The organism is Nitrospirota bacterium (genome assembly GCA_020846775.1).
Taxonomy (GTDB): Bacteria; Nitrospirota; 9FT-COMBO-42-15; order HDB-SIOI813; family HDB-SIOI813; genus RBG-16-43-11.
The window spans coordinates 1-20,456 of record JADLDG010000035.1 but is presented as its reverse complement, the minus strand read 5'-3'; the positions used below and the strand labels follow the sequence as shown (position 1 = coordinate 20,456).

18 protein-coding genes and 1 pseudogene are annotated in these 20,456 nt (G+C 43.4%); 12 read left to right on the top strand and 7 right to left on the bottom strand.

The genetic code is table 11. The annotated features are described in order from the left end of the window. Nucleotides 1–39 precede the first annotated feature (39 nt). From IT392_05790 to IT392_05740, 11 genes are all read left to right on the top strand, one after another. Complete coding sequence (locus tag IT392_05790) at nucleotides 40–651, top strand: hypothetical protein (GenBank protein ID MCC6544001.1); 612 nt, start codon at nucleotides 40–42, stop codon at nucleotides 649–651. A 4-nt stretch (nucleotides 652–655) separates the two neighbouring features. After that, nucleotides 656–4,381, top strand: coding sequence for a nitrate reductase subunit alpha (locus tag IT392_05785; protein MCC6544000.1), 3,726 nt, complete (start codon nucleotides 656–658; stop codon nucleotides 4,379–4,381). After that, nucleotides 4,381–5,901, top strand: a complete 1,521-nt coding sequence (gene narH / locus IT392_05780) for a nitrate reductase subunit beta (GenBank protein MCC6543999.1) — start codon at nucleotides 4,381–4,383, stop codon at nucleotides 5,899–5,901. The genes IT392_05785 and narH overlap by 1 nt, the downstream gene beginning before the upstream one ends. A 3-nt stretch (nucleotides 5,902–5,904) precedes the next feature. Beyond that, nucleotides 5,905–6,462, top strand: coding sequence for a hypothetical protein (locus IT392_05775; protein MCC6543998.1), 558 nt, complete (start codon nucleotides 5,905–5,907; stop codon nucleotides 6,460–6,462). A 2-nt stretch (nucleotides 6,463–6,464) separates the two neighbouring features. After that, the gene (gene narI, locus IT392_05770) at nucleotides 6,465–7,184 is read left to right on the top strand and encodes a respiratory nitrate reductase subunit gamma (protein MCC6543997.1); all 720 of its coding nucleotides are present in this window, start codon (nucleotides 6,465–6,467) and stop codon (nucleotides 7,182–7,184) included. Between the two features lie 246 nt (nucleotides 7,185–7,430). Then, nucleotides 7,431–9,065, top strand: coding sequence for a NarK/NasA family nitrate transporter (locus tag IT392_05765; protein MCC6543996.1), 1,635 nt, complete (start codon nucleotides 7,431–7,433; stop codon nucleotides 9,063–9,065). A gap of 148 nt (nucleotides 9,066–9,213) precedes the next feature. Then, the gene (locus IT392_05760; protein MCC6543995.1) at nucleotides 9,214–9,525 is read left to right on the top strand and encodes a DUF2769 domain-containing protein; all 312 of its coding nucleotides are present in this window, start codon (nucleotides 9,214–9,216) and stop codon (nucleotides 9,523–9,525) included. A gap of 32 nt (nucleotides 9,526–9,557) precedes the next feature. After that, nucleotides 9,558–10,061: a DUF2299 family protein gene (locus IT392_05755; GenBank protein MCC6543994.1), complete on the top strand. Its 504-nt coding sequence runs from the start codon at nucleotides 9,558–9,560 to the stop codon at nucleotides 10,059–10,061. Between the two features lie 17 nt (nucleotides 10,062–10,078). Next, the gene (locus tag IT392_05750; protein ID MCC6543993.1) at nucleotides 10,079–10,900 is read left to right on the top strand and encodes a hemerythrin domain-containing protein; all 822 of its coding nucleotides are present in this window, start codon (nucleotides 10,079–10,081) and stop codon (nucleotides 10,898–10,900) included. 1 nt (nucleotide 10,901) lies between these two features. After that, nucleotides 10,902–11,723, top strand: a complete 822-nt coding sequence (locus tag IT392_05745; protein MCC6543992.1) for a right-handed parallel beta-helix repeat-containing protein — start codon at nucleotides 10,902–10,904, stop codon at nucleotides 11,721–11,723. Beyond that, the gene (locus IT392_05740) at nucleotides 11,720–12,091 is read left to right on the top strand and encodes a hypothetical protein (protein ID MCC6543991.1); all 372 of its coding nucleotides are present in this window, start codon (nucleotides 11,720–11,722) and stop codon (nucleotides 12,089–12,091) included. Before IT392_05745 ends, IT392_05740 begins: the two co-directional genes overlap by 4 nt. A 7-nt stretch (nucleotides 12,092–12,098) precedes the next feature. Here IT392_05740 and IT392_05735 read toward each other — a convergent pair whose 3' ends face one another. The 7 genes from IT392_05735 to nth form a co-directional block, all read right to left on the bottom strand. Continuing rightward, nucleotides 12,099–14,912 carry an Hsp70 family protein gene (locus tag IT392_05735; protein ID MCC6543990.1) on the bottom strand — a complete coding sequence of 938 codons (2,814 nt, stop codon included), beginning with the start codon at nucleotides 14,910–14,912 and terminating at the stop codon, nucleotides 12,099–12,101. Continuing rightward, a complete protein-coding gene (locus tag IT392_05730) occupies nucleotides 14,912–15,475 on the bottom strand; it encodes a radical SAM protein (GenBank protein MCC6543989.1) in 564 nt (187 codons plus the stop codon). Before IT392_05730 ends, IT392_05735 begins: the two co-directional genes overlap by 1 nt. A 23-nt stretch (nucleotides 15,476–15,498) precedes the next feature. Further along, nucleotides 15,499–15,684, bottom strand: coding sequence for a hypothetical protein (locus IT392_05725; protein MCC6543988.1), 186 nt, complete (start codon nucleotides 15,682–15,684; stop codon nucleotides 15,499–15,501). Nucleotides 15,685–15,766: 82 nt separating this feature from the next. Beyond that, on the bottom strand, nucleotides 15,767–16,108 hold the full coding sequence (locus IT392_05720; protein MCC6543987.1) for a hypothetical protein: 342 nt from the start codon (nucleotides 16,106–16,108) through the stop codon (nucleotides 15,767–15,769). A 22-nt stretch (nucleotides 16,109–16,130) separates the two neighbouring features. Beyond that, nucleotides 16,131–18,269 (bottom strand): AAA family ATPase, encoded by a 2,139-nt coding sequence (locus IT392_05715; protein ID MCC6543986.1) that lies wholly within the window; start codon nucleotides 18,267–18,269, stop codon nucleotides 16,131–16,133. 316 nt (nucleotides 18,270–18,585) lie between these two features. Beyond that, nucleotides 18,586–19,101 (bottom strand): cob(I)yrinic acid a,c-diamide adenosyltransferase, encoded by a 516-nt coding sequence (locus IT392_05710; protein ID MCC6543985.1) that lies wholly within the window; start codon nucleotides 19,099–19,101, stop codon nucleotides 18,586–18,588. An 86-nt stretch (nucleotides 19,102–19,187) separates the two neighbouring features. Continuing rightward, nucleotides 19,188–19,820: an endonuclease III gene (gene nth, locus IT392_05705; protein MCC6543984.1), complete on the bottom strand. Its 633-nt coding sequence runs from the start codon at nucleotides 19,818–19,820 to the stop codon at nucleotides 19,188–19,190. A gap of 538 nt (nucleotides 19,821–20,358) precedes the next feature. Between nth and IT392_05700 the strand changes: the two are divergent. Continuing rightward, nucleotides 20,359–20,456, top strand: a pseudogene (locus IT392_05700) (NADP-dependent isocitrate dehydrogenase).

Below are 20,456 nucleotides of genomic sequence, written 5' to 3'. Positions count from 1 at the left end.
TTTTTAATCTAACAAAATGAAAGGGGGTGTAAGAAGAGAATGGTAAAAACAAACATTGGCGGGAGGTTTGTAGTATTGATGTTTTCAGTGTTCATGGCAGCAGTGTTGTTTGGCATGCCTGTGCTGGTGACAGCCCAGGAGCCGGCTGCAACTGAGGAGGCTGCAGTCGAAGTTGCAGTGGTACAGGGTGATGAAAACATCGGGAAAATGTATTTCACAGGTGAAAAGAGGTTTATGAATGGTGGACCTCCATGTATTTCCTGTCACACTGTGGGCAGCGGTACCCTTGGTGGAGGCACGCTCGGGCCAAACCTGATGCTGCCAAACGAGAAGTACGGAGTTGGTCCTGCTCCACAGAATCCGCTTATTGGTGCAGCATGGATTAACAGTCCAGGCACCCCGATAATGGGGGCAGTCTTCTCAAGAAAGAATGTGACAGATGAAGAAGTTACGCATCTGAAGGCGTATTTCAGTTCACTGCCGGCAGAGCAGTCATCCAAGACCGGGGCGTTTATCGGGATTAGTGCAGCAGGCTTTATTGGTATCCTTATCTTCTTCAGTATTGTATGGAGCGGCAGGTACAGGAAACGCGTTGGCGGAACGGCGCATGAGGCAATTTGGAGGAATTATGGTGGGAAAGGAGGAAAATAATTAAATGGCTACATGGATTCAGGATATAGTTGACCCCTCAAAAAGGGGTTGGGAAGAGTTTTACAGGAACCGTTGGCAGTATGACAAAACTGTCAGAAGCACACACGGTAACAACTGCACAGGTGGATGCAGTTGGATGGTCTATGTTAAAGACGGAATAATAACATGGGAACTTCAGGCTACAGATTATGAGGCAATTGATGATAAGGTGCCGCCTTATGAACCAAGGGGTTGTCAGAGAGGTATTTCCGCATCATGGTATGTTTACAGCCCGGTAAGGGTGAAGTATCCATATATCCGCGGCCCTCTTCTTGATGCATGGAAAGATGCAAGGTCAAAGCATGCAGATCCGGTAGATGCATGGAAGAGTATCGTTGATAATGCTGAACTCCACAAGAAGATCAAATGGTCGAGGGGTAAGGGTGGATTCAGGAGGAGTACATGGGATATGTGCGCTGAGATAATAACAGCTGCACAGATTCATACCATCAAGACATACGGTCCGGACAGAAACATCAGTTTTTCACCTATTCCGGCTATGTCTCAGATAAGTTATTCATCAGGAGCGAGATATCATCAGCTAATGGGTGGTGTAAGTCTGAGCTTCTATGATTACTACACAGATCTGCCAAATTCACATCCTCAGGTCTGGGGTGAGCAGACAGATGTGTGTGAGAGCGCAGACTGGTATAACACCGGTTATGTAGTTATCACAGGCGCAACCCCGAACAGGACCAGGACCGCGGATTGTCATTATGTTTCCGAGCTGCGCATCGGCGGTGCAAAGGTCGTAGTTTGTGCGCCGGATTACTCAGAGGTTGCCAAGTATGCTGATCTCTGGATTCCTGTCAAGACCGGTTCTGATGGCGCTTTATGGATGGGAATCAATCATGTAATAACCAAGGAATTCTATATTGACCGTCAGGTACCGTATTTCATTAATTATGTGAAACAGTACACTGACCTTCCACACCTTATTAAGTTCCGTAAGGCCAAGAACGGTTATGAGGGCGGGCGCCTCCTCAGGGCAAGTGATCTGAAGGAGTATGCCGAGACTGATAACCCTGACTGGAAATTTGCCATGTGGGATACAAAGGCCAACAAGGCAAAGGTTGTATATGGAGGAATGGGTTTCCGTTATCCCAAGAGACATGAGAGTGAGGGTAAGTGGAACACCATGATAAAGGATGAGAAGTCCGGTGAGAAGTTTGATCCTGCACTGACTCTTATTGACAGTAAAGATGGAGCGCTTGAATGTGCATTTTATGAACTGGATACCGGTGAAGTCTACAAGAGACAGGTGCCGTTCAAATATGTAGAGACAAAAGAGGGCAAGATCCCTGTTACTACTATATTTGACCTCTTTGTATCGCATCTTGGTGTTGCTCGTCCGGGACTCAGCGGTGACTTTGCAAGAAACTATGATGATGATAAGGGCTTTTCACCCGCTTGGCAGGAGAAGTATACCGGAATAGGCCGCGACACCATTCTTCAGGTTGCAAGGGAATTTGCATCCAATGCTGAGGTCACAAAGGGACGGTCTATGGTCATCAGCGGTGCGAGCAGTAACCACTGGTACCATTCAGACCTTATCTACAGGTCATTCATTGGTGCGCTTATGTTGTGCGGAAGTATTGGCAGAAACGGCGGCGGGCAGAACCACTATGTGGGACAGGAGAAGCTTGCCGCATTTGACGCATGGGGGCAGTTTGCCCATTCACTCGACTGGATCAGGCCGCCACGTCTTCAGAATACACCAAGTTTCTGGTATATCAATACTCAGATGTGGAAGTATGACTCAAAGATCACGGATTATGTGCCTGTTCCTGATCCGAGTGTCCTTGATTATGAGCATTGCGCTGATTATCAGATCAGGGCAGTCAGGATGGGGCATCTTCCGTGGTATCCTCAGTTTAACAAGAGCAGTATTGCACTGGCTGATGAGGCACAGAAGTCGGGCGCCAAGACAGATGCAGAGATCGTAGATTATACAGTTAAACAGTTGAAGAGCGGCGCACTTCAGTTTGCAGTTGAAGATCCGGATGCTCCGGAGAACTGGCCAAGGGTATGGATGATATGGCGCGGTAATGCACTTGGATCAAGTGCAAGAGGTCAGGAATATTTCTTCAAGTTCCTGCTCGGCACGCATCATAACATGGATTGTACTGAGGTGGCTAAGCCTCATCTGAAAGAGATGAAATACAGGGAGAGTCCGCTTGGTAAACTGGACCTGCTTTGTGATCTCAATATGCGTATGAATACTACACCGACATACTGCGATATCGTAATGCCGGCAGCACACTGGTATGAGAAGGAGGATATCAACTCAACAGATCTTCACTCCTACTATGTGCCAATGGGCGCAGGTGTGCAGCCGAACTGGGAGGCAAAGAGCGACTGGGATGCATTTCAGTTCCTTGCACTTAAGTTCTCCGAGCTTGCAAAGAAGCATCTTCCAAGGCCGATGAAGGACGTTGTTGCAACACCGCTTGCGCATGATTCACCAGGTGAGATTGCACAGCCTGCGCTGAACGGGATTGAAGATTGGAAAAAGGGGCAGTGCGAGGCGATACCTGGAGTGACCATGCCAAACCTCAATGTGGTTACCAGAGATTTTGTAAATCTCTATAACAGGCAGGTTTCAATTGGTCCTAATCAGAAGGGCAAATATGGCTTCCACGGTGTCATGGTGGATGGCAAGAAATACTATGACCAGTACATGGCTAATGAGCATATACGCAAGCATGAGTTTGATGGTGAGAAGTATATCTGCATTAAGGATGCCAAAGAGGTTGCTAATGCGATTATGCATTTTTCGGCGTTGACCAATGGTCAGGTAAATTTTGAGGCATGGGAGATAGAAGAGCACCATACGGGTCTGCATGCAGAGCAGTATGTGGAGGCTAAAGATTCTGCCAAGGCAATATTCGGTGAGGAGATTAAAACAAGCGAACACTGGCACGGTCTCGCTGACGAGCTGGCAGGTCCTACAAAGGATGTGAGGATCTCCTATGAGGATATCGTAGCACAGCCCAAGAGGTGGCTTACCGCTCCAGTCTGGACCGGGATAGTCCTTAATAAGCGTACATACAGCGCTTACTGTCTGCAGACTGAGTACATGATACCATGGAGGACACTGACAGGCCGTCAGCACTTCTATCTGGATCATCCGGAATACTTTAATTTTGGAGAGTCCCTGCCTACTCACAAATACAAGCTGGATCCAAACAAGATGAATGAGCTTGTAAAAAGTGATAAGAGTGGCGCTTTGGTGCTCAATTTTATTACGCCGCATGGTAAGTGGCAGATCCATTCCACTCACTATGACAACCTGAGAATGTTGACTCTCTCACGCGGGGGTAACTCGATCTGGATCAACGACAAGGATGCAGAGAGCGTAGGTATCCAGGACAACGACTGGGTCGAGGCTTATAACGACAATGGTATTTTCTGCTGCAGGTCGGTTGTCAGTGCAAGGATACCATCAGGCGTTGCATTTGCCTATCACTCACAGGAGAGAACTGTTAATGTCCCTAAATCAGAGCAGAGAGAGAAGAGAAGGGGTGGTTTCCATAACAGTCTGACGAGACAGAGACTGAAGCTCCCGACACTGAGTACAGGTGGTTACGGTCAGTTCTCTTATGGATTTAACGCCTGGGGACCAATACCAATCATCAGGGATACAAATGTCCTTGTGAGAAGAATGAAGAATCAGGAGGTGAAGTGGTAATGGACGTCAGATTTCAACTTTCAATGAGCTTTAACCTTGACAAGTGTATCGGATGTCATACTTGCAGCGTTTCCTGCAAGAACGTATGGACATCCCGTCAGGGCGCTGAATATATGTGGTGGAACAACGTGGAGACAAAGCCGGGGACAGGTTATCCTGTAACCTGGGAGGATCAGGAAAGGTACCGAGGCGGATGGGAGCTCAGCGGTGGAAATCTCCGTCTGAAATTGTTAAAGGGGCCTGGCAAGATAAGGACCCTTGCTAATATCTTCTTTCAGCCGAATCTGCCGACTATTGATGATTATTATGAACCTTTTACCTTCGATTATCAGAACCTGTTTAATGCACCGCTTGGTGATGATCAGCCGGTGGCAAGGCCTAAGTCATTAATTACAGGTGAGTTCATGGAAAAGGTATCTCTCGGCCCTAACTGGGACGATGATATGGGCGGTTCGCCTCTGTATGCAACCAATGATCCTAACCTCAGGAATCTATCTGCATCTCAGAAGGAGTTGTTGACCAAGTTTCATAAGCTCTTCTATTTCTATGTGCCGAGGATATGTAACCATTGCCTTAATCCGGGCTGTGTAGCGTCATGTCCTTCAGGTGCATTGTATAAGAGGGGTGAGGATGGAATAGTCCTTCTTGATCAGAATATATGCCGTGCATGGAGATTCTGTGTAAGTGCATGCCCGTATAAAAAGCCATACTACAACTGGGCAAACGGGAAGTCGGAAAAGTGCATATTCTGCTATCCGAGGACAGAGACTGGACAGGCAAATGCATGTGCTCATGCATGTACCGGAAGGATCAGGACAGTCGGTGTTCTGATGTATGACGCAGACAGGATAGAGGATACGGCAAAACTGCCTGAAGACAGGCTGGTTGACGGGATGAGAGACATAATCCTTGATCCTTTTGATCAGAAGGTAATTGATGCTGCCCGCAAGGCTGGTGCAGAAGATAACTGGATAATGGCTGCACAAAGGTCGCCTGCGTACAATCTGTTCAAGAAGTGGAGGATATCTCTCCCGAATCATCCGGAGTTCAGGACACTTCCTATGAACTTCTATATTCCGCCGCTATCGCCTATTCTTCACCAGGCTAAGGCAGACAGGGGAGGATCATTTGATCCTGAGGCCAATGACTTCTTCAATGAGATTGACAAGATGAGGATTCCGGTTAAATATATTGCGAACCTTCTCGCAGCCGGCAATGAGAGTCTTGTTATCGAGTCTCTGAAGAAACAGATGGCAGTCAGGATGTACTGGAGACAGAAGCGTGTGGGTGATGTGGGAGAAGGCGCCGTCAGGAATGCGCTCACGGCAACCGGCCTTTCTGAAGAGGATGTACACGGTATTTACAGAATCAACTCTCTGGCAACATACGCTGAGAGATTTGTAATACCTGAGACTCATCGTGAACATAAGACCGCCGTTGATCCGAGAAACATGTACGAGAAAAGGGGTTCAGTCGGATTTGGTCAGAAGAGAAAGGAGTTCCCTTCAAGGGAGTGGTAAGATATGACAGAGACGCTCACAGGTAAAGATCCTTATTCGCAGCTTGCAGCTCTTCTTGATTATCCGCATGATGATATCAGCGCCAAGATTGAAGAGGCGATTAACATTATCAGCGGTCATACGGAATATCCGAGGGAGGTTTCCGACTCCTTAAAGGAGTTTAAAAAGGAGAATGCAGAAATGAGTCTTGATGATCTGCAGGGTGTATACTCTTATACCTTTGAGATGAGCTCTGATTATTCCCTTGACCTGGGTTCCCATATACTTGAAGGTTTTAAAAGGTCTGGAAACCTTGTACACATCAAAACGATGTATAGAAGGTTTGAGTTTCCATTTGAAAGTCTCAGCAAGGGGGAGTTGCCTGATCATCTCCCCCTTGTATTGAGATTTCTTGCCTTTGTAAAGGATGAACAGGTAAAAAAGGATTTCAGAATGGACTTTGTCATCAGGGCCTTGGAAAAACTTAACAAGAACTTTCAACAGAATCAGGACAACCCATACAGACACGTAATTACCGCTGTCTATAAAATTATAGACAGGGATGTAAAGGAGGTTAAATAAACATGTATTCAGTACAAACAGATGTACTTCATTTTATACTGTTTGGAGCTATGCCGTACATACTGCTTTCTATCTGTGTCGTCGGGGCAATATGGCGTTATACATCAAACCGTTATTCATGGTCGAGTCAGTCATCTCAGTTTCTTGAAAACTCAGTTCTGTTTTACGGCTCGTTTCCATGGCACTATGGGATATTAACCATACTTGTAATGCACATTTTCGGACTTTTGTTCCCAAGTGCAATATTGGCATGGAATGGGGTCCCGGTGAGGCTCTATATCCTTGAGCTTTCAGGCCTTGCGCTCGGTTTCCTTGCTTTCTTCGGACTCCTCGTATTCACATACAGGAGACTGACTGATGTCAGGGTAAAGTCCGTTACATCAGGATGGGATGTGCTGGTTCTTATCGTACTCCTCATCCAGGTTGCAACAGGTATCCTTAATGCCATGCTTTACAGATGGGGTTCAAACTGGTATGCGGCTACAGCAGTGCCGTGGATGTGGTCAATCTTTACTTTACAACCTGATCCGACATATGTTTCAGGATTAAGACTGATTACAAAGGTGCATATCTTCAATGCCATGATTTTTATCGCATTGATTCCTTTTACAAGACTTGCTCACTTTGTAGTTATCAGGCCATATGCATACCTTTGGAGACCTTATCAGGTAGTAAGATGGTACAGGAAAGAGGCGCCGGAGAATATAGTACAGTATAAGTAATTCAAGGATAGTGCAGGATATATTAAGCGGGGGTCAGGCTTCCCTGACTCCCGCTTTTTTAATGCCTTTTTATAGTCAGAGAAAACTCTGCAAGTTTCTATTACAGGCAGACAGCCTTATAAAAAGGAGGTGATGTGGAAATCATAACTACGCATGAGTAATTTTGTTTTTATTGTTTTTCCAATAATTTCTTTCTAAATCAAGATTCATCTTGCATAGGATTCAATGAAAAAGGAGTGTGAGAATATGTCTACATGGTTAAAAAGGTGGGAACCTGAAGACCAACAGTTTTGGAAATCGGAAGGGAGTGGACGGGCCTGGGGGACGCTTGCTGTTACTACCTTCAGTCTGTTTTTTTCATTTGCAACATGGTTCGTTATGAGTGTTGTGGCTGTTCGTCTTCCTAACATTGGATTCAAATTTGACACTATGCAGCTTTTCTGGCTTGCGGCTATGCCAGGCCTTGCCGGAGGGTTCTTTCGAACGATACACGCATTCCTGATCCCAATTTTCGGCACAAGGGCTACTATAACAGGTGCTAATTTTGTTAAATTGCTCCCCATGGTCTGGCTTGGGATTGCAGTTATGAACCCGCAGACTCCGTATCTGCATTTTCTGATAATAGCATTCCTTTGCGGCTTTGGAGCAGGAGACTTTTCTTCTTTTATGCCCTCAACAAGCATCTTCTTTCCAAAAAGACTTCAGGGAACTGCTATGGGACTACAGGCAGGCTTGGGAAATCTGGGAGTGAGTGTCACACAGTTTGTAGCTCCCTGGATTATCGGTTTTTCCATCATAGGTGCAATCGGTGCCCCGCAGCTCTTTACTAGTGCCACACCGGTCTTTGATGTGAAGGTTACAAAAGACGCTGGGGTTGTAAAGGATGTCGTTGTTAAGGGGGATCTTGCCAGTCATATAAAGATTGTTAAGAATGAAGCAGGGGCAGTTCAGGATATAATAATTACTGAGCATGAAAGGACAAGAGGAATGCAGGCCAAGATCGAGATGGAAAATGGAGTTGTAACCGACATTACGGTTAAGAAAATTGTCAAAAAGAATCTGTGGCTTCATAATTCATCCTTCTGGTTTATTCCATTCCTCATCATCGCCGGCATTATAAGCTGGTTGTATCTCAGGAGCGTGCCGATGAAGAAGGTCTCTGTCGGGGGTATGATTAAGAATATGACTGACAATAAACATGCCTACTTCTGTACCTGGATATATATCATGACATTCGGTTCATTCGCTGGTTTTGCGGCAACATTCCCTCTTATGATAAAGATTTTGTATGGGAACATCCCAGGCATGGATGCAGCGCTGGCACCTGATCCACTTAAATATGCATTTCTGGGACCGCTAATAGGTTCTGTTATTCGTTTTGCCGGTGGACCCTTATCCGACAAATGGGGAGGGTCACTATTTACAATGATTTCAGGGGCAGGGATAGTCGCGGGGTGTGTTGCACTCGTATACGGCGGATACCTGGCGCCGACCTCACTGGATCAATTCCCGATGTTCTTGTATCTGATGCTGTTTCTCTTCCTCATGGCAGGTATCGGGAATTTTTCAACCTTCCGCCAGTTCCCAATTGCTTTTGCTTTTAATCCGAGAATGGGGGCGCAGATACTTGGCTGGACAGGGGCATGGGCTGCCTATGGACCGTTCATATTCGCCAGCCTGATCGGGAGTTCCATAACCAAATATCAATCAGCAGCGCCATTCTTCACAGGTGTCGCAATTTTCGCTTTTATAGGTACCGCTCTAAACTATTGGTACTATTATCGAGACGGCGCTGAGAGAGGTGATTGGGGTTCTAAGGATACCTGGTGGATCAGGTTATCCGAATCCGAAAAACAGAGCTACATAGCTGCGAATCCATAATCATCCGAACAGATTAAATGGGGACAAGCTTTATATTCTGTCCCCATTTTCTTTTCTTGACTTCATGTAGTAGTAGATTTAAGATAGATATACGGCTGAAATTAAAGGTATGGTGGGTATTTAACGTTAATAACAAAGGAGGTGGGTCATGGCTGAAACAAGTGCATTTGATAAGTTTGGGATTGAATCCATGAAAAGAGAGGAGTTTGATGCTAAGCAGAAATATGTGATTAGTAAGTGTCTTTGCACAACATGTCCTACGTATGTTCAGGGGGATGCCCCTATTGGTTATTGCTTCCCCGCTGTAGGAACCAGCAAAAAAATAAAATGGGAAAAGAATTGTCTGTGTGAAGGGTGTGATATTCACAAAGAACATGAACTGACACACACTTTTTATTGCACCAGGTGTTCTCAGTTATGCCAGGCATACAAGATGGAAATTGGCGCCGGTCACGAGTAAAGATCAACAAATCACAATAAGGGAGGTATGTTTTGGAGATTACAACAATTGAACAGGCGAAAGAAACAATTCTCAAATGGTTAAAGGAAAATCATCATCAGATTGATGAGTTTAAGGATGAAAATGCAAATTTTCATTTTGAAATAGATTTTCCGGTTGGTACAATGAAAAAACAGAGGATTATTCAACCCAAGGATTATCCTCAACTTGTACTGATACTTAATGGAGTTTCTATAGCACCTGAGCATGCAGAGAAACTCAAAAAGATGAAAGAAGGAGAGAGGGAAGAATTCTATAATGAGATAAGGAAAGACCTGATGTTCTCTGAAGTCAGTTATGACCTTAATCTCGATCAGGAGGGAATTGCGAAGCAGGTGCAATTCTCATATGAGTTCTATTTTGACGGACTTACAAAAACTCAGACCTTTAAGGCGCTGCTCTTTAATTACAGGGTGCTGATGTATTTTGTAACAAAATTTAATGATAAATTCGGAGTACCGGAGATGAAAGAGGCTCCTGAAACACTTAATGTTTAATAAGGGGTTAATATAAGATGTCACAAAATTATCTTAGAATCAAATACAGATGTCAGCATCCTGATTGTCAGATAAAGAGCTGCAGGACTGGAGAAATTGACATTAATGAAATGGAATTCATAGAGTTGACTTCATCTGAAGACAAGACATTATTTAAAAGTCCGCGGGGCATCTGCCGCCTTGGATTTGCACAGACATTCAAGGCATTAGAGGTAGGGAATCTAAGTGATATGTCTGAAGACACTTTTATAGAGTCAGGAGAAGAGGAGATCAATCCTGTCTCCATCCTCAGAGAAGAGCATCAGAGGGTGCTCAGGAGACTTGATGTTGTCGAGGATATGATACTCAGAAGAGATATTGATGGACTCTGGGTAACCATGGCTGAGGTTGAGAATGATATAGTACTCCACTCAATCCGTAAAGAAGAAGGTGTCCTCTTTCCTCTGCTCGTTAAGTTGGATCCGGTGAATGAGAAGTATATTGAGATTATAAAGGAGGACCACAGGGAATTGATGGCCCTCCTGCATTCTGTCAGGAATGCAATGTGCGAGGATGACATTCCGGATAATATACTTCGTTCAGCCTTGTCAAATTTAAGAAGTCATATCAGTAAAGAGGATGAAGAGTTTTTTTATATGGTTGAGGAATGCCTTGATGCCGACAGCAGAAGTATCCTTATAGAAGGTATGGACCTGGCTGAGAAGTCTCATGTGTTAATTGCTGCTGGGGAACGTAACCGTGGGGTACATAATCATAGTGATGAGACATTTGATCAAATGAATTACAGAGAGGCCGTACTTACTGCTAAGCAAAATGCCGATAAGGATAATTGTTGCTGAGATGTTCCGAAGAGTATCAACTGCACTTATTTGTGGCGTGCTTTTAATCAGTTGGGCTCATGAATTAAAGGCCGCCACAATCTATGTCAGCGATGATTTTAAAACCATTCAGGATGCAGTAGATAATTCGCACGCTGGTGATAGTATTGTTGTCAGAGAGGGGGAGTATCACGGGAACATAGTGATTACCAAGCCCCTTATCCTTAAATCTGAGAGGGGGCCAGAGAAGACTATAGTACATGCTGCGGATTCATCTGAACCAGTGTTCAGGATCTCTGATGTCAAGGATGTAGTCATTTCCGGTTTTACGTCTACCGATTCATCAGTTGCAGGGATATACCTCAATAACTCAGTCAATATTGAAATAAGTGACAATAAGGCTGTTAATAACCGTAACGGCATAGCCCTAATTTCTTCCAATAGTAATAAGTTGACTAATAATAAGAGTAACTTGAATAAACTTTCAGGCATCTATCTGGAATCGTCTAATAATAACGAGCTTGAGCGGAATGAGACAAACTCGAACAGGGAAAAAGGGATATTTCTAAACTCATCTAATAACAATAACATTGTCAGCAATGTTTCAAACCGTAATGAGTGGAATGGCATTACTTTATGGGTTTCAAACAACAATAGAGTTGAAAAGAACGAAGTTATGAGAAACACATACAGTATTATTGTCAGTGGTTCAATGGGGAATATATTGAATGATAATTATACATGGACGAACCTTTATATAATACTTCCAATACTCCTTTTATATACAGGAGTTGTTTTGTTCTTTATTCAACGAAAGATATATAGTCTTATTTACAGCGGATGATGACAAACCTATATAGAATATTTGATTTTAATACAATCGTGGCATCAGTAGGAATGGTCCTGGCAACTATGAGTTTCATGACGGGATTGCAGACCGTAAAAAGGGACAGAGAGGCTGCCGTCATGATGGCGAAGTTGCATAGATTTGATGGATATTTAACCTGCCTCATCTATATTGCTGTCGCAGGACTCTCATTGAGTTATAGCGGTCTGACTTTGTGGCCTGTAGTCGGTTGGATCTCCGGTCTTGTATTAATAATAGTGAAGATACTGGTGGTTAGAAACAGAAAATATTCAAAGTACAGCAGCCGGATCGGGATGATGCTTTTCTTATCGTGGTTGTTTATTATCTATCAACATATCATCTGATGTCTGCTTATTGCAGCCTTATCCCTGTATCAACTTCCTCCGCGTGACTACCATAGCGAAGCTTGAGGTGGCCGAATTCATCCACGCAGAATATTACTTTCGTATGGTCTTCTATCGGTTCATCATAATTAAGTGTTATGATCCTCAATTCCTTTAAAACCATGTCATCTGACGGCTTTATTACCTGTTTAATGAATTCCATACTGCCTTCTTTTTCCCATCTCCTGACGATATATTTATCAGGTACCTCGAAGAGTTCTATATAGATCTGTCTCTGCTCCCCAAGTGTCTTTGCCGGCGAGAGCCTGAATGTCTTCTCGAAAGGATATGACTCTCCCTTTTCAAAGATAATCTCGCAGGCGAACGGTACATCCTTTTCCCTGGTCTTGTAACGGATTGCGTAGGCCAGCCTGAGGTGTTTGTCGCTGACCCTCCTTGTAGCATACATGGCAGCTCCGACAGCTACTGCTGTAAATGGGCTGTGATTGTATATTCCATTCTGCTTGTGAAGGTCAGGGAATAGCGCTTCAATCTTCTCTCTGAATGAAGGTATCTGTGATGTGCCTCCTGTTAGCAATACAGCCTCTATCTGCTCCTTTTTTACTCCAACCTTGGCGGCCTTCCAGAGTACATATGATATAGTCCTGTCAATTGAGTTGTAAAAACCATGGTGATTAAGAATATCTTCCATATCATTTCTGGTTACGTGGCATACATCATAGTTTTGCCAAACGAATGGCACCTCCCTGTTATTAGACAAGGCTATTTTAATCTCTTCTGCCTTTTCAATTAAATCTCCCGAAGGGGTGTCTCCCTCTCTATTAAGTTTTTTATGTAAATACTCAGCAATCCACATATCTATATCGTGTCCGCCGAGGACCTTGGACCTGTCAGGCTTGGCAACGACATGGGCTTCGTTTATGTTCAGACGTACAATGATCACATCAAGAGTGCTGCCGCCGAAGTCTATAAGGAGAACAACCTTGTCATCCTTTTCAGCCATTTGATAGCCGAGCGCTGCGGCAAGCGGTTCTTCAAGAATTTCTATGTCTACACCCTTTATTGTCCGTGAGACTATTTTTTTCAATGCCTTACTATAGTCAGGAAAGCCAATCGGGGCAGTTATATATAATTTGTCTGTGAGGGTATTTGAGAATACGGAAAGCCAGACAGGCCGTTTAGCCTCGCCTTTAAGATGCTTATAAAGTGAGGATAAATACCTCTCCATGTGTTTTTCTCCATTAGGAAGCCCTTCAAGAAGAAGCCTCTTGAAATTTGATGCAGTGTTATCGCTCCCGGCTGCCTTCCCAATGGCATCTGTCGTCAGGTTGAGAAGGGTAGGGATTATAGGTATTTCATCATAGTGACGTGCGATATCATTTAAATTTATAAATTCAGGCTGCATGTCCCACCTGCGTTTCATGATTACAGTGTTAGTTGCGCCAAGATCAATAGACATACATTCTTTGATTGCACTTCCTGCTATATGCCCCATGGCTGATTGAGTTTCTCTGGAATGATAATACTCCCCGGCAAATTCAGGCCGTTCAATTTCGCATCCATGAAAATTATTTTTGAGTCCTTCGAGATGCTCCACTATCTTGCTGACAGCAAGTCTGAGCGCCTTAGGGCGGATCCAGACGTGGGTATATGGCTTTAGTACCTCTATAAGTCTTATATCATTTAATAATAGACCAAAATGCTCAAGATCTTTGGCAAGTATATGGGCATATTTGTCCTTTGTAAATTTTGATTTTTTGGAGTCGTCAACACTTTTATCATCCATTAGAAGAATGAAATCAATGACCTCCATAGGAGTAATATCCTTTATCCTGCTTTGGACAGTATAGAAGTCAAGAATATTTACTAATGCAGTCTTTAATTGCTCAAAAAAGTCTGCAGTCTTTGGAAACAGCTTAAGTACATCTATCAGTGCATTAATCCTCGCATGGGGATCTTCTATCGCAGATGCGGCCTTGTATGCCTCTGACATTGTATGTTTGTACAATGTTGTTAACTCGTGTGACCCCATGAGCTCTTCAGCTATATAACAAAGTGCATACTTTCTGTAATAAGGTTCGTCAATCGTAACGGCCGCAGCTATAGCGAGCATGATAGCATCTTTGAAAAGGTTTAAGAATTCTCCTGTCTTCGGGATCTCTTTTGCAATGCCAAGCAGGGTATACTGTCTGTAGAATTCATAGTCACTGCTCTTTGGCAGTGTCTTTGCTATCTGTTTCAGCCTTAGTTGGTCATATTGCGCCTGACTGGCATTGGTCGCAAGATTAAGAGCAAGTTTAAAAGCCCTTAAACGGAGATTATTGTATTCCTGCGTCCCGGGTATCTCATCCACCAGGCTTAACAGTGCATGTATCCTGTACTGTTGATCCTTTATCTCATCTGCCGCCTTAATAGCACAAGTCATGGCCTCGATAAAAAGGGGTTTAAAATCCTCTTTGTCAGTAAGGCTATGTATTATATCGAGAAGTGCATGTTTTCTTGATCTGGCTTCTTCAATTGCATTTGCAGCCCGTACAGACTGTGACAATACCTCAAAGTTCAGATGGTGGAATTCTACTGACTTGGGTAACTCACGGGCGATGGCAAGAAGAAGCCATTTTCGCTCTGAGGGGTTATCAATCCGGTTAGTTAATGAAACACATAGCTGGTATCCCGCCATGGATTCAATTTTCTTTGGTATGTCTTTAATACAGTTCACGCATTGGGACAAAATCCTTTTCCTGGACTCCGGTTCCATTACGTCTTCGATCCTTGGGAATGTCTCAAGTATACAGGCTATATTTTTATCTTCTTTGTCCATTATGCCACCTTACTGAAACCTGTCTGTGTAATTGTGCCCTCAGGACCTACTATCAACTCAATTTTTCCAGGCATGACCAAGTCCTTTTCCGTGTATCTGTTGCTCAGGAAGTGCAGCCTCTGATTAGTTGATCCACGGGCAAGCATGGTAGGTTCTATCTTTGTTTCATCGAATCTCCCGTCAATGAGCACGTCTGTATAGCTGAAAATAGTTCTGCATATGGTTGAGGCTGCAAGCATTTCATATTCGAATCCGGTATAAACAACAGTTGAGAGGCCGTAGTCTTCCCTGGCGCTTCTAAGGAGTTGTAACAGCCCCCTTCGCTGATAAAATGGATCACCGCCGCTTACAGTAAGACCCTCAATACCAGGACGGTAGAACTTTGTAAATATGGTTCCGGGATGATATTCAGCAATCCGGATGAAAGGATGTGTCTCCGGATTAAAACATCCGGCACATTTGTTTCTGCAGCCCTGAAAGAAAACAACCATTCTTTTACCGGGGCCGTTTATCCTTGATACAGGTATTACTGAATGTACGTTAATGATAACATCATGATTCATTTGAACACTGTCTATTGGCTATATTAATCCCTGTCAATTCTCAAACTCTTGTCAAGGGCTATTTCAGTCTCATCCTTTACATCCATCTTCTCAACACTTCCCAGGAGATCTTTCAATTTGTCCGCAACTTCCATGCAGTCCTTAAATACCGAGGAGTCTACCTCTACCTTCCCGTCCTTGGTAATCCGTATCTTAATCTGTTTGTCCATAGTTTATACTCTCGAAGATATTGCGCCAGGTTTAATCTTAACAACCTGTCATTTGAACCTGGTTCAGAGTCTCTCCTAAATATTACCCTTTCAGCATAATAACTATTTCGCCGGCCTCTTCTGTCTCCTTTGCGATCTCAAAATCAAGAGGCAGGTTGTCTTTAATAGATTCATAAGCATATAACTGCTTCATACGGTCACTGATCTCACGGGCAGGTCGGGAGATTCCGCCGATCTCGAAATTGCTGTTTTCGTTTGCCCTGCTTACAGTAACAATCTCTCCGCCCCTGTCTACCTCAATCTTTTCCTTTTTTTTGTTTACCACATAGCTGGTTATCTCACCCTTGCGCTGCATCTCTGCAAGTGCAGCTATTACATACTTTTTCTTGGATAATTCAGTTTTAATTACACAATAAAATGACATTGTCCGATCCCTGTTTTGATCCTTAATTCAATAGTTGATGACTGCTGAAAAATTTTATCAGCGCCTCTCCATTTAACAGCACATCTTTCTCTAATTCTTTAACAAGGCTCATTATAACTTCACTGTTCTTTTTTATTACAGCTTCTGTCTCTGCCTTTGCACCCTCAAGTATTTTTTGTACGTCGTCAAATATCTCTTTGCCTGATGTCAGTGCAAAGTCCTGAAGTGCTATAAGACTGGTGTTCTTTATTATGTCACCAAAGCCGAACTCAACGACCATCTTTCTTGCGATAACAGTTGCTGCAATCAGGTCGTGTGATGCGCCAACCGTCTTGGAGTCAAATCCAATAATCTCCTCTTCAGCTACCATGCCTGAAAGTATGATCCCGATCTCTTTCTCAAGCTCTTTTTTGGTAAAAGTATGTTCCAGTGAATCCGTATGAGGCAGATAGACTGTGTAATCCTTGTATGTGTCCAGGCTGATGTATACAGGAGTTTTCCGGAAATGGTGCCACATCATGATCGTGTGAGACGCCTCGTGAATGGCAATATTCCTCTTTTCCTGAGCTCCAAGATTTTCTACCCTCTGCAGGAAAAGGGAGCGGGAAGCAGGTCTCGCCCTCCTGTGACTCCATTTTCTCAGCTCGTCTATCTCTTCCTTTTTAAGGATTGAAAGCGGTGTTATACTCCTGATAGAAGAAAGAACTGTAGCCTTATTCACATCGAGACCGGAAAGTTCGCTGATCGTCTCTTCAGCAGCTTCATCCCCTTTGCCTTCATGTATCCTGTTAAAGGTAGTTACAATGGAATCCTTCACCGCCTGTTCTATCTCTGCACCCGTATAACCATGGCTGTTCTGGGCATACTCCCTTAAATCAGCCGGTATCGTCTTCTGTCCCCTGCTCTCCATATGGATCTTGAATATCTCTTCTCTCTCTTCGACACTTGGAAGGTCTACGAAAAATACCTCATCATACCTCCCTTTCCTCCATAACTCCGGAGGCAGGTTTTTTGGTTCATTCGCAGTTGCTATAACGAACACAGGCTTTTCTTTTTCCTGAAGCCACGTAACAAATGTTCCAAAAACCCTGAGCTGCGTCCCGGAATCTCCCTGATATCCTCCCACTCCTCCAAATGCCTTGTCAATCTCGTCAATCCAGAGAATGCAGGGGCTCACGGCCTCGGCAAGCTGGATGCATTTTCTTATATTCTTTTCAGATTCACCAACTGTAGACCCAAACAATCTTCCGACATCAAGTCTTAGCAGAGGAAGGTTCCATATTCCTGCAAGGGCCTTACAGCAAAGACTCTTTCCGGAACCAGGGACGCCGATTAACAGTAGCCCCCTCGGGATATCAAGTCCGAGGGTGTCAATCCTCTCCTTGCTGAGACGAAACACATGTTCCCTTTCTATAAACCATTTCTTGATCTCTCCCAAGCCGCCTATATGTTCAATAGTTTCCTTGTGAGTATAATAATCCAGTGTCTTCTGTTTTTTTATTATCTGTTGCTTCTCTTCCTGGATAAATGCTATGCAGTCTTCAGTAAGTTTTCCGTTATTCTGGGTGATGGCCTTTCTTACTACCCTTCGGATGTTGTCCATGGAAAGTCCCTGAAGCGATTTATATAATATTGCCCTGGTTGAGGGAAACCATTTCTCTGGAATGAGCTTGCCAAAAGTGGTTGTAACAATCTCCTCAATCTCGTCATAGTCAGGAAGTGATAATTCTATTACCACTATATCTTCGTCCAGTTCTGGAGGTATTTCCGTGAGTGTTGGAGAGAGTATGCATACGGTATTAAGTGGCTGATTCTCATCTATAATGGCTGGCAGATCCCTGAATTTGCGGAGAAATTCATGGGAGTGAAAATATCCTGAGATGTCTTTCAATAGAAAGAGATTGTTATCGTTCTGACCCTTGGAGATCTTTTCATCAATTGTTGTCAGCACCTTTTCCCTTCCAAGCGCCTCCCATTTTTTCTTTTCTCCGCTGTAAAGCCCCCTTGATACAGACCAGCACCAGTATTTAAAATCAGTCTCAGCAGCCAGACCTTCAAGGAGCTTTTCAACCCGTCTTTCTTCAAATGAGACCAGCCATAAGACAGGATATCTTGCCTCAACGTGAATCTTTATCTCATTCTTGAATTCTTTTGCGATCATATATGAATTCCACCTCTCTGCTCACGATACGAATATGAATGAAGATGCAACTTTATTATATCACAACTTATAATAGCTTCCAATACAACCCCCCTATTAATTATCCGAAAATATATTATCCGCATGAAACTATATAAAGCGACCTTAATAACTTCTCATTATCATCGTATCGTCATTCCTGCCCCGTATCAAGTACGGGGTAAACTCCGGCAGGAGTCCATACAGATACACTGGATTCCCACTTTCGCGGGAATGACAATACATTTGAATAATGCGCAATTATTTATGACGTCATAGATAAATATATGTGTCAGGACTAATAATCTATGCCCTTTTGAGGTTCTATTCCCAGTGAAAATGAATGCTTGATTTCTTTCATCTCTGTAACTGTATGTGCCTTTTCTATCACCTCCTGATGTGCACCCCGGCCTGTCAGAATGAGGTGCATAAATTCGGGTTTAGTATCTATCAGATCAAGGATTTGAGACAGGTCCACAAGCCCGAGATCAATGGCATTGTGTATTTCATCGAGTATCAGTATGTCAATGGTTCCTGATGCCATCTTTCCCATTGCGAGAATTAATCCATTCTGAGCGCTTGTCCTGTGTTCTTCAAAGGAATAAGGGCTGCTTCCTATATTTACAAATCCTCTGCCTGTCACATGAATTTCAATTTCTGGGCTCAGCCTCTTGATGCCATCAAACTCTCCGGAGTATAAATCACCTTTTATGAAGCATGTAACGCAGACCCTCATCTTATAACCTGCAGCCCGCAGTGCCATACCGAGCGCAGATGTCGTTTTCCCCTTACCATTGCCAGTGATGACTATCACAAGGCCTGTCTTATGTTTTGGCTCAAGAAATTTAACCTGAAATCCCCCCTTCCTGTCAGTTACACTTTCTGATCAAGGTTCACCAGCTATGTTTCTCTTGACGGGCATATATCATATAGTATGCACTTGCTGTGTTTAGGCTTCTTAGCATGACATATTGCCCTGCCATGTGATATCAGCAAATGAGTTAAATTTCCCCATTCCCGTTGTTTTGTAATCCCCATAAGGTCCTTCTCTATCCGTACCGGATCATTATATTCTGTGAGACCCAGCCTGTATGATACCCTCTTGACATGGGTATCAACGGCAATGCCCTCATTTATCCTGAATGCATTGTACAGGATTATATTTGCCGTCTTGCGTGCCACACCGGGGAGTAATGTAAGTTCTTCCAAAGTTGATGGGACCTCTCCGGAAAACTTATCTATTAACATGCTGGCTGAGGCCTGTATGTTTCTCGCCTTAGTTTTATAAAAGTTGACAGAGCTTATGTCCTTTTGAAAAATATCTCCGGGTGCTTTTGCATAATCTCTGATCGTTTTATATTTGTTAAAAAGACCCTCAGTGACTTTATTGACCTGAATATCTGTGGTCTGAGCAGAGAGTATGGTGGCGACGAGAAGCTCGAATGGTGTATTAAATTTTAGTTCTGTTCCAGGCTCAGGATACTCAAGCTTCAGACGGCGAAGGATTTCTGAAACCTTTTCACTCGCATTCATGTAACGAATTCCTGCATTGGCAACTGACTACTTATAGTGCTACTTTAGCAGTATAATATTTTATCTGTCAACTGATATTTCCATATGCTTTTTAGCCGGGTTTATCTTCGTGATCATGGAAAATACCCAACCAAAACAATTATTCTGAAGATATAAACTTCGAGTCATTTTGTGTTTGTCCGTCATAAACTGGCGGTATATCTTCTTTCATCTGATAAAATTATTGTATTATATCAAAAAGTTATCAATAAAAAGGGTGAAGAGGTAATCAGGATTATTGGTATTCAATTGAGATTATAGATAATATGGAGATTAGAATTGAAGGTGATTATATAATTCAGACCCTGGTTTCTCAGTAAAGTACCCAATAATATTTCTTGACACATTAAGAAATGTTAAATATAATGCAAATCAAACTAGCGGATACGCTGAATGGTTTTTGTGTTCTCAAGAGAAACCAGTTAGATTATAAGCCAGTCATCAAAATGATGACGGGCTTTTTTTATTTCAAGAGGAGGAAGTCATGACAAGACAAGAAGCAAAGATTATGTGGACAAAGACAGATGAGGCGCCGGCTCTTGCTACGTATTCGCTGTTGCCTATAGTACAGGCATTTACGAAGGCAGCCGGGGTGGT

Bases quoted from the DNA above. Each gene is read 5' to 3' on its own strand.
- IT392_05725 (MCC6543988.1), bottom strand. From the start codon at position 15,684: ATGGACAAACAGATTAAGATACGGATTACCAAGGACGGGAAGGTAGAG.
- nth (MCC6543984.1), bottom strand. From the start codon at position 19,820: ATGAATGCGAGTGAAAAGGTTTCAGAAATCCTTCGCCGTCTGAAGCTT.
- IT392_05785 (MCC6544000.1), top strand. From the start codon at position 656: ATGGCTACATGGATTCAGGATATAGTTGACCCCTCAAAAAGGGGTTGG.
- IT392_05775 (MCC6543998.1), top strand. From the start codon at position 5,905: ATGACAGAGACGCTCACAGGTAAAGATCCTTATTCGCAGCTTGCAGCT.
- IT392_05740 (MCC6543991.1), top strand. From the start codon at position 11,720: ATGATGACAAACCTATATAGAATATTTGATTTTAATACAATCGTGGCA.
- narH (MCC6543999.1), top strand. From the start codon at position 4,381: ATGGACGTCAGATTTCAACTTTCAATGAGCTTTAACCTTGACAAGTGT.
- IT392_05790 (MCC6544001.1), top strand. From the start codon at position 40: ATGGTAAAAACAAACATTGGCGGGAGGTTTGTAGTATTGATGTTTTCA.
- narI (MCC6543997.1), top strand. From the start codon at position 6,465: ATGTATTCAGTACAAACAGATGTACTTCATTTTATACTGTTTGGAGCT.
- IT392_05760 (MCC6543995.1), top strand. From the start codon at position 9,214: ATGGCTGAAACAAGTGCATTTGATAAGTTTGGGATTGAATCCATGAAA.
- IT392_05735 (MCC6543990.1), bottom strand. From the start codon at position 14,912: ATGGACAAAGAAGATAAAAATATAGCCTGTATACTTGAGACATTCCCA.
- IT392_05730 (MCC6543989.1), bottom strand. From the start codon at position 15,475: ATGAATCATGATGTTATCATTAACGTACATTCAGTAATACCTGTATCA.
- IT392_05720 (MCC6543987.1), bottom strand. From the start codon at position 16,108: ATGTCATTTTATTGTGTAATTAAAACTGAATTATCCAAGAAAAAGTAT.
- IT392_05765 (MCC6543996.1), top strand. From the start codon at position 7,431: ATGTCTACATGGTTAAAAAGGTGGGAACCTGAAGACCAACAGTTTTGG.
- IT392_05750 (MCC6543993.1), top strand. From the start codon at position 10,079: ATGTCACAAAATTATCTTAGAATCAAATACAGATGTCAGCATCCTGAT.
- IT392_05745 (MCC6543992.1), top strand. From the start codon at position 10,902: ATGTTCCGAAGAGTATCAACTGCACTTATTTGTGGCGTGCTTTTAATC.
- IT392_05715 (MCC6543986.1), bottom strand. From the start codon at position 18,269: ATGATCGCAAAAGAATTCAAGAATGAGATAAAGATTCACGTTGAGGCA.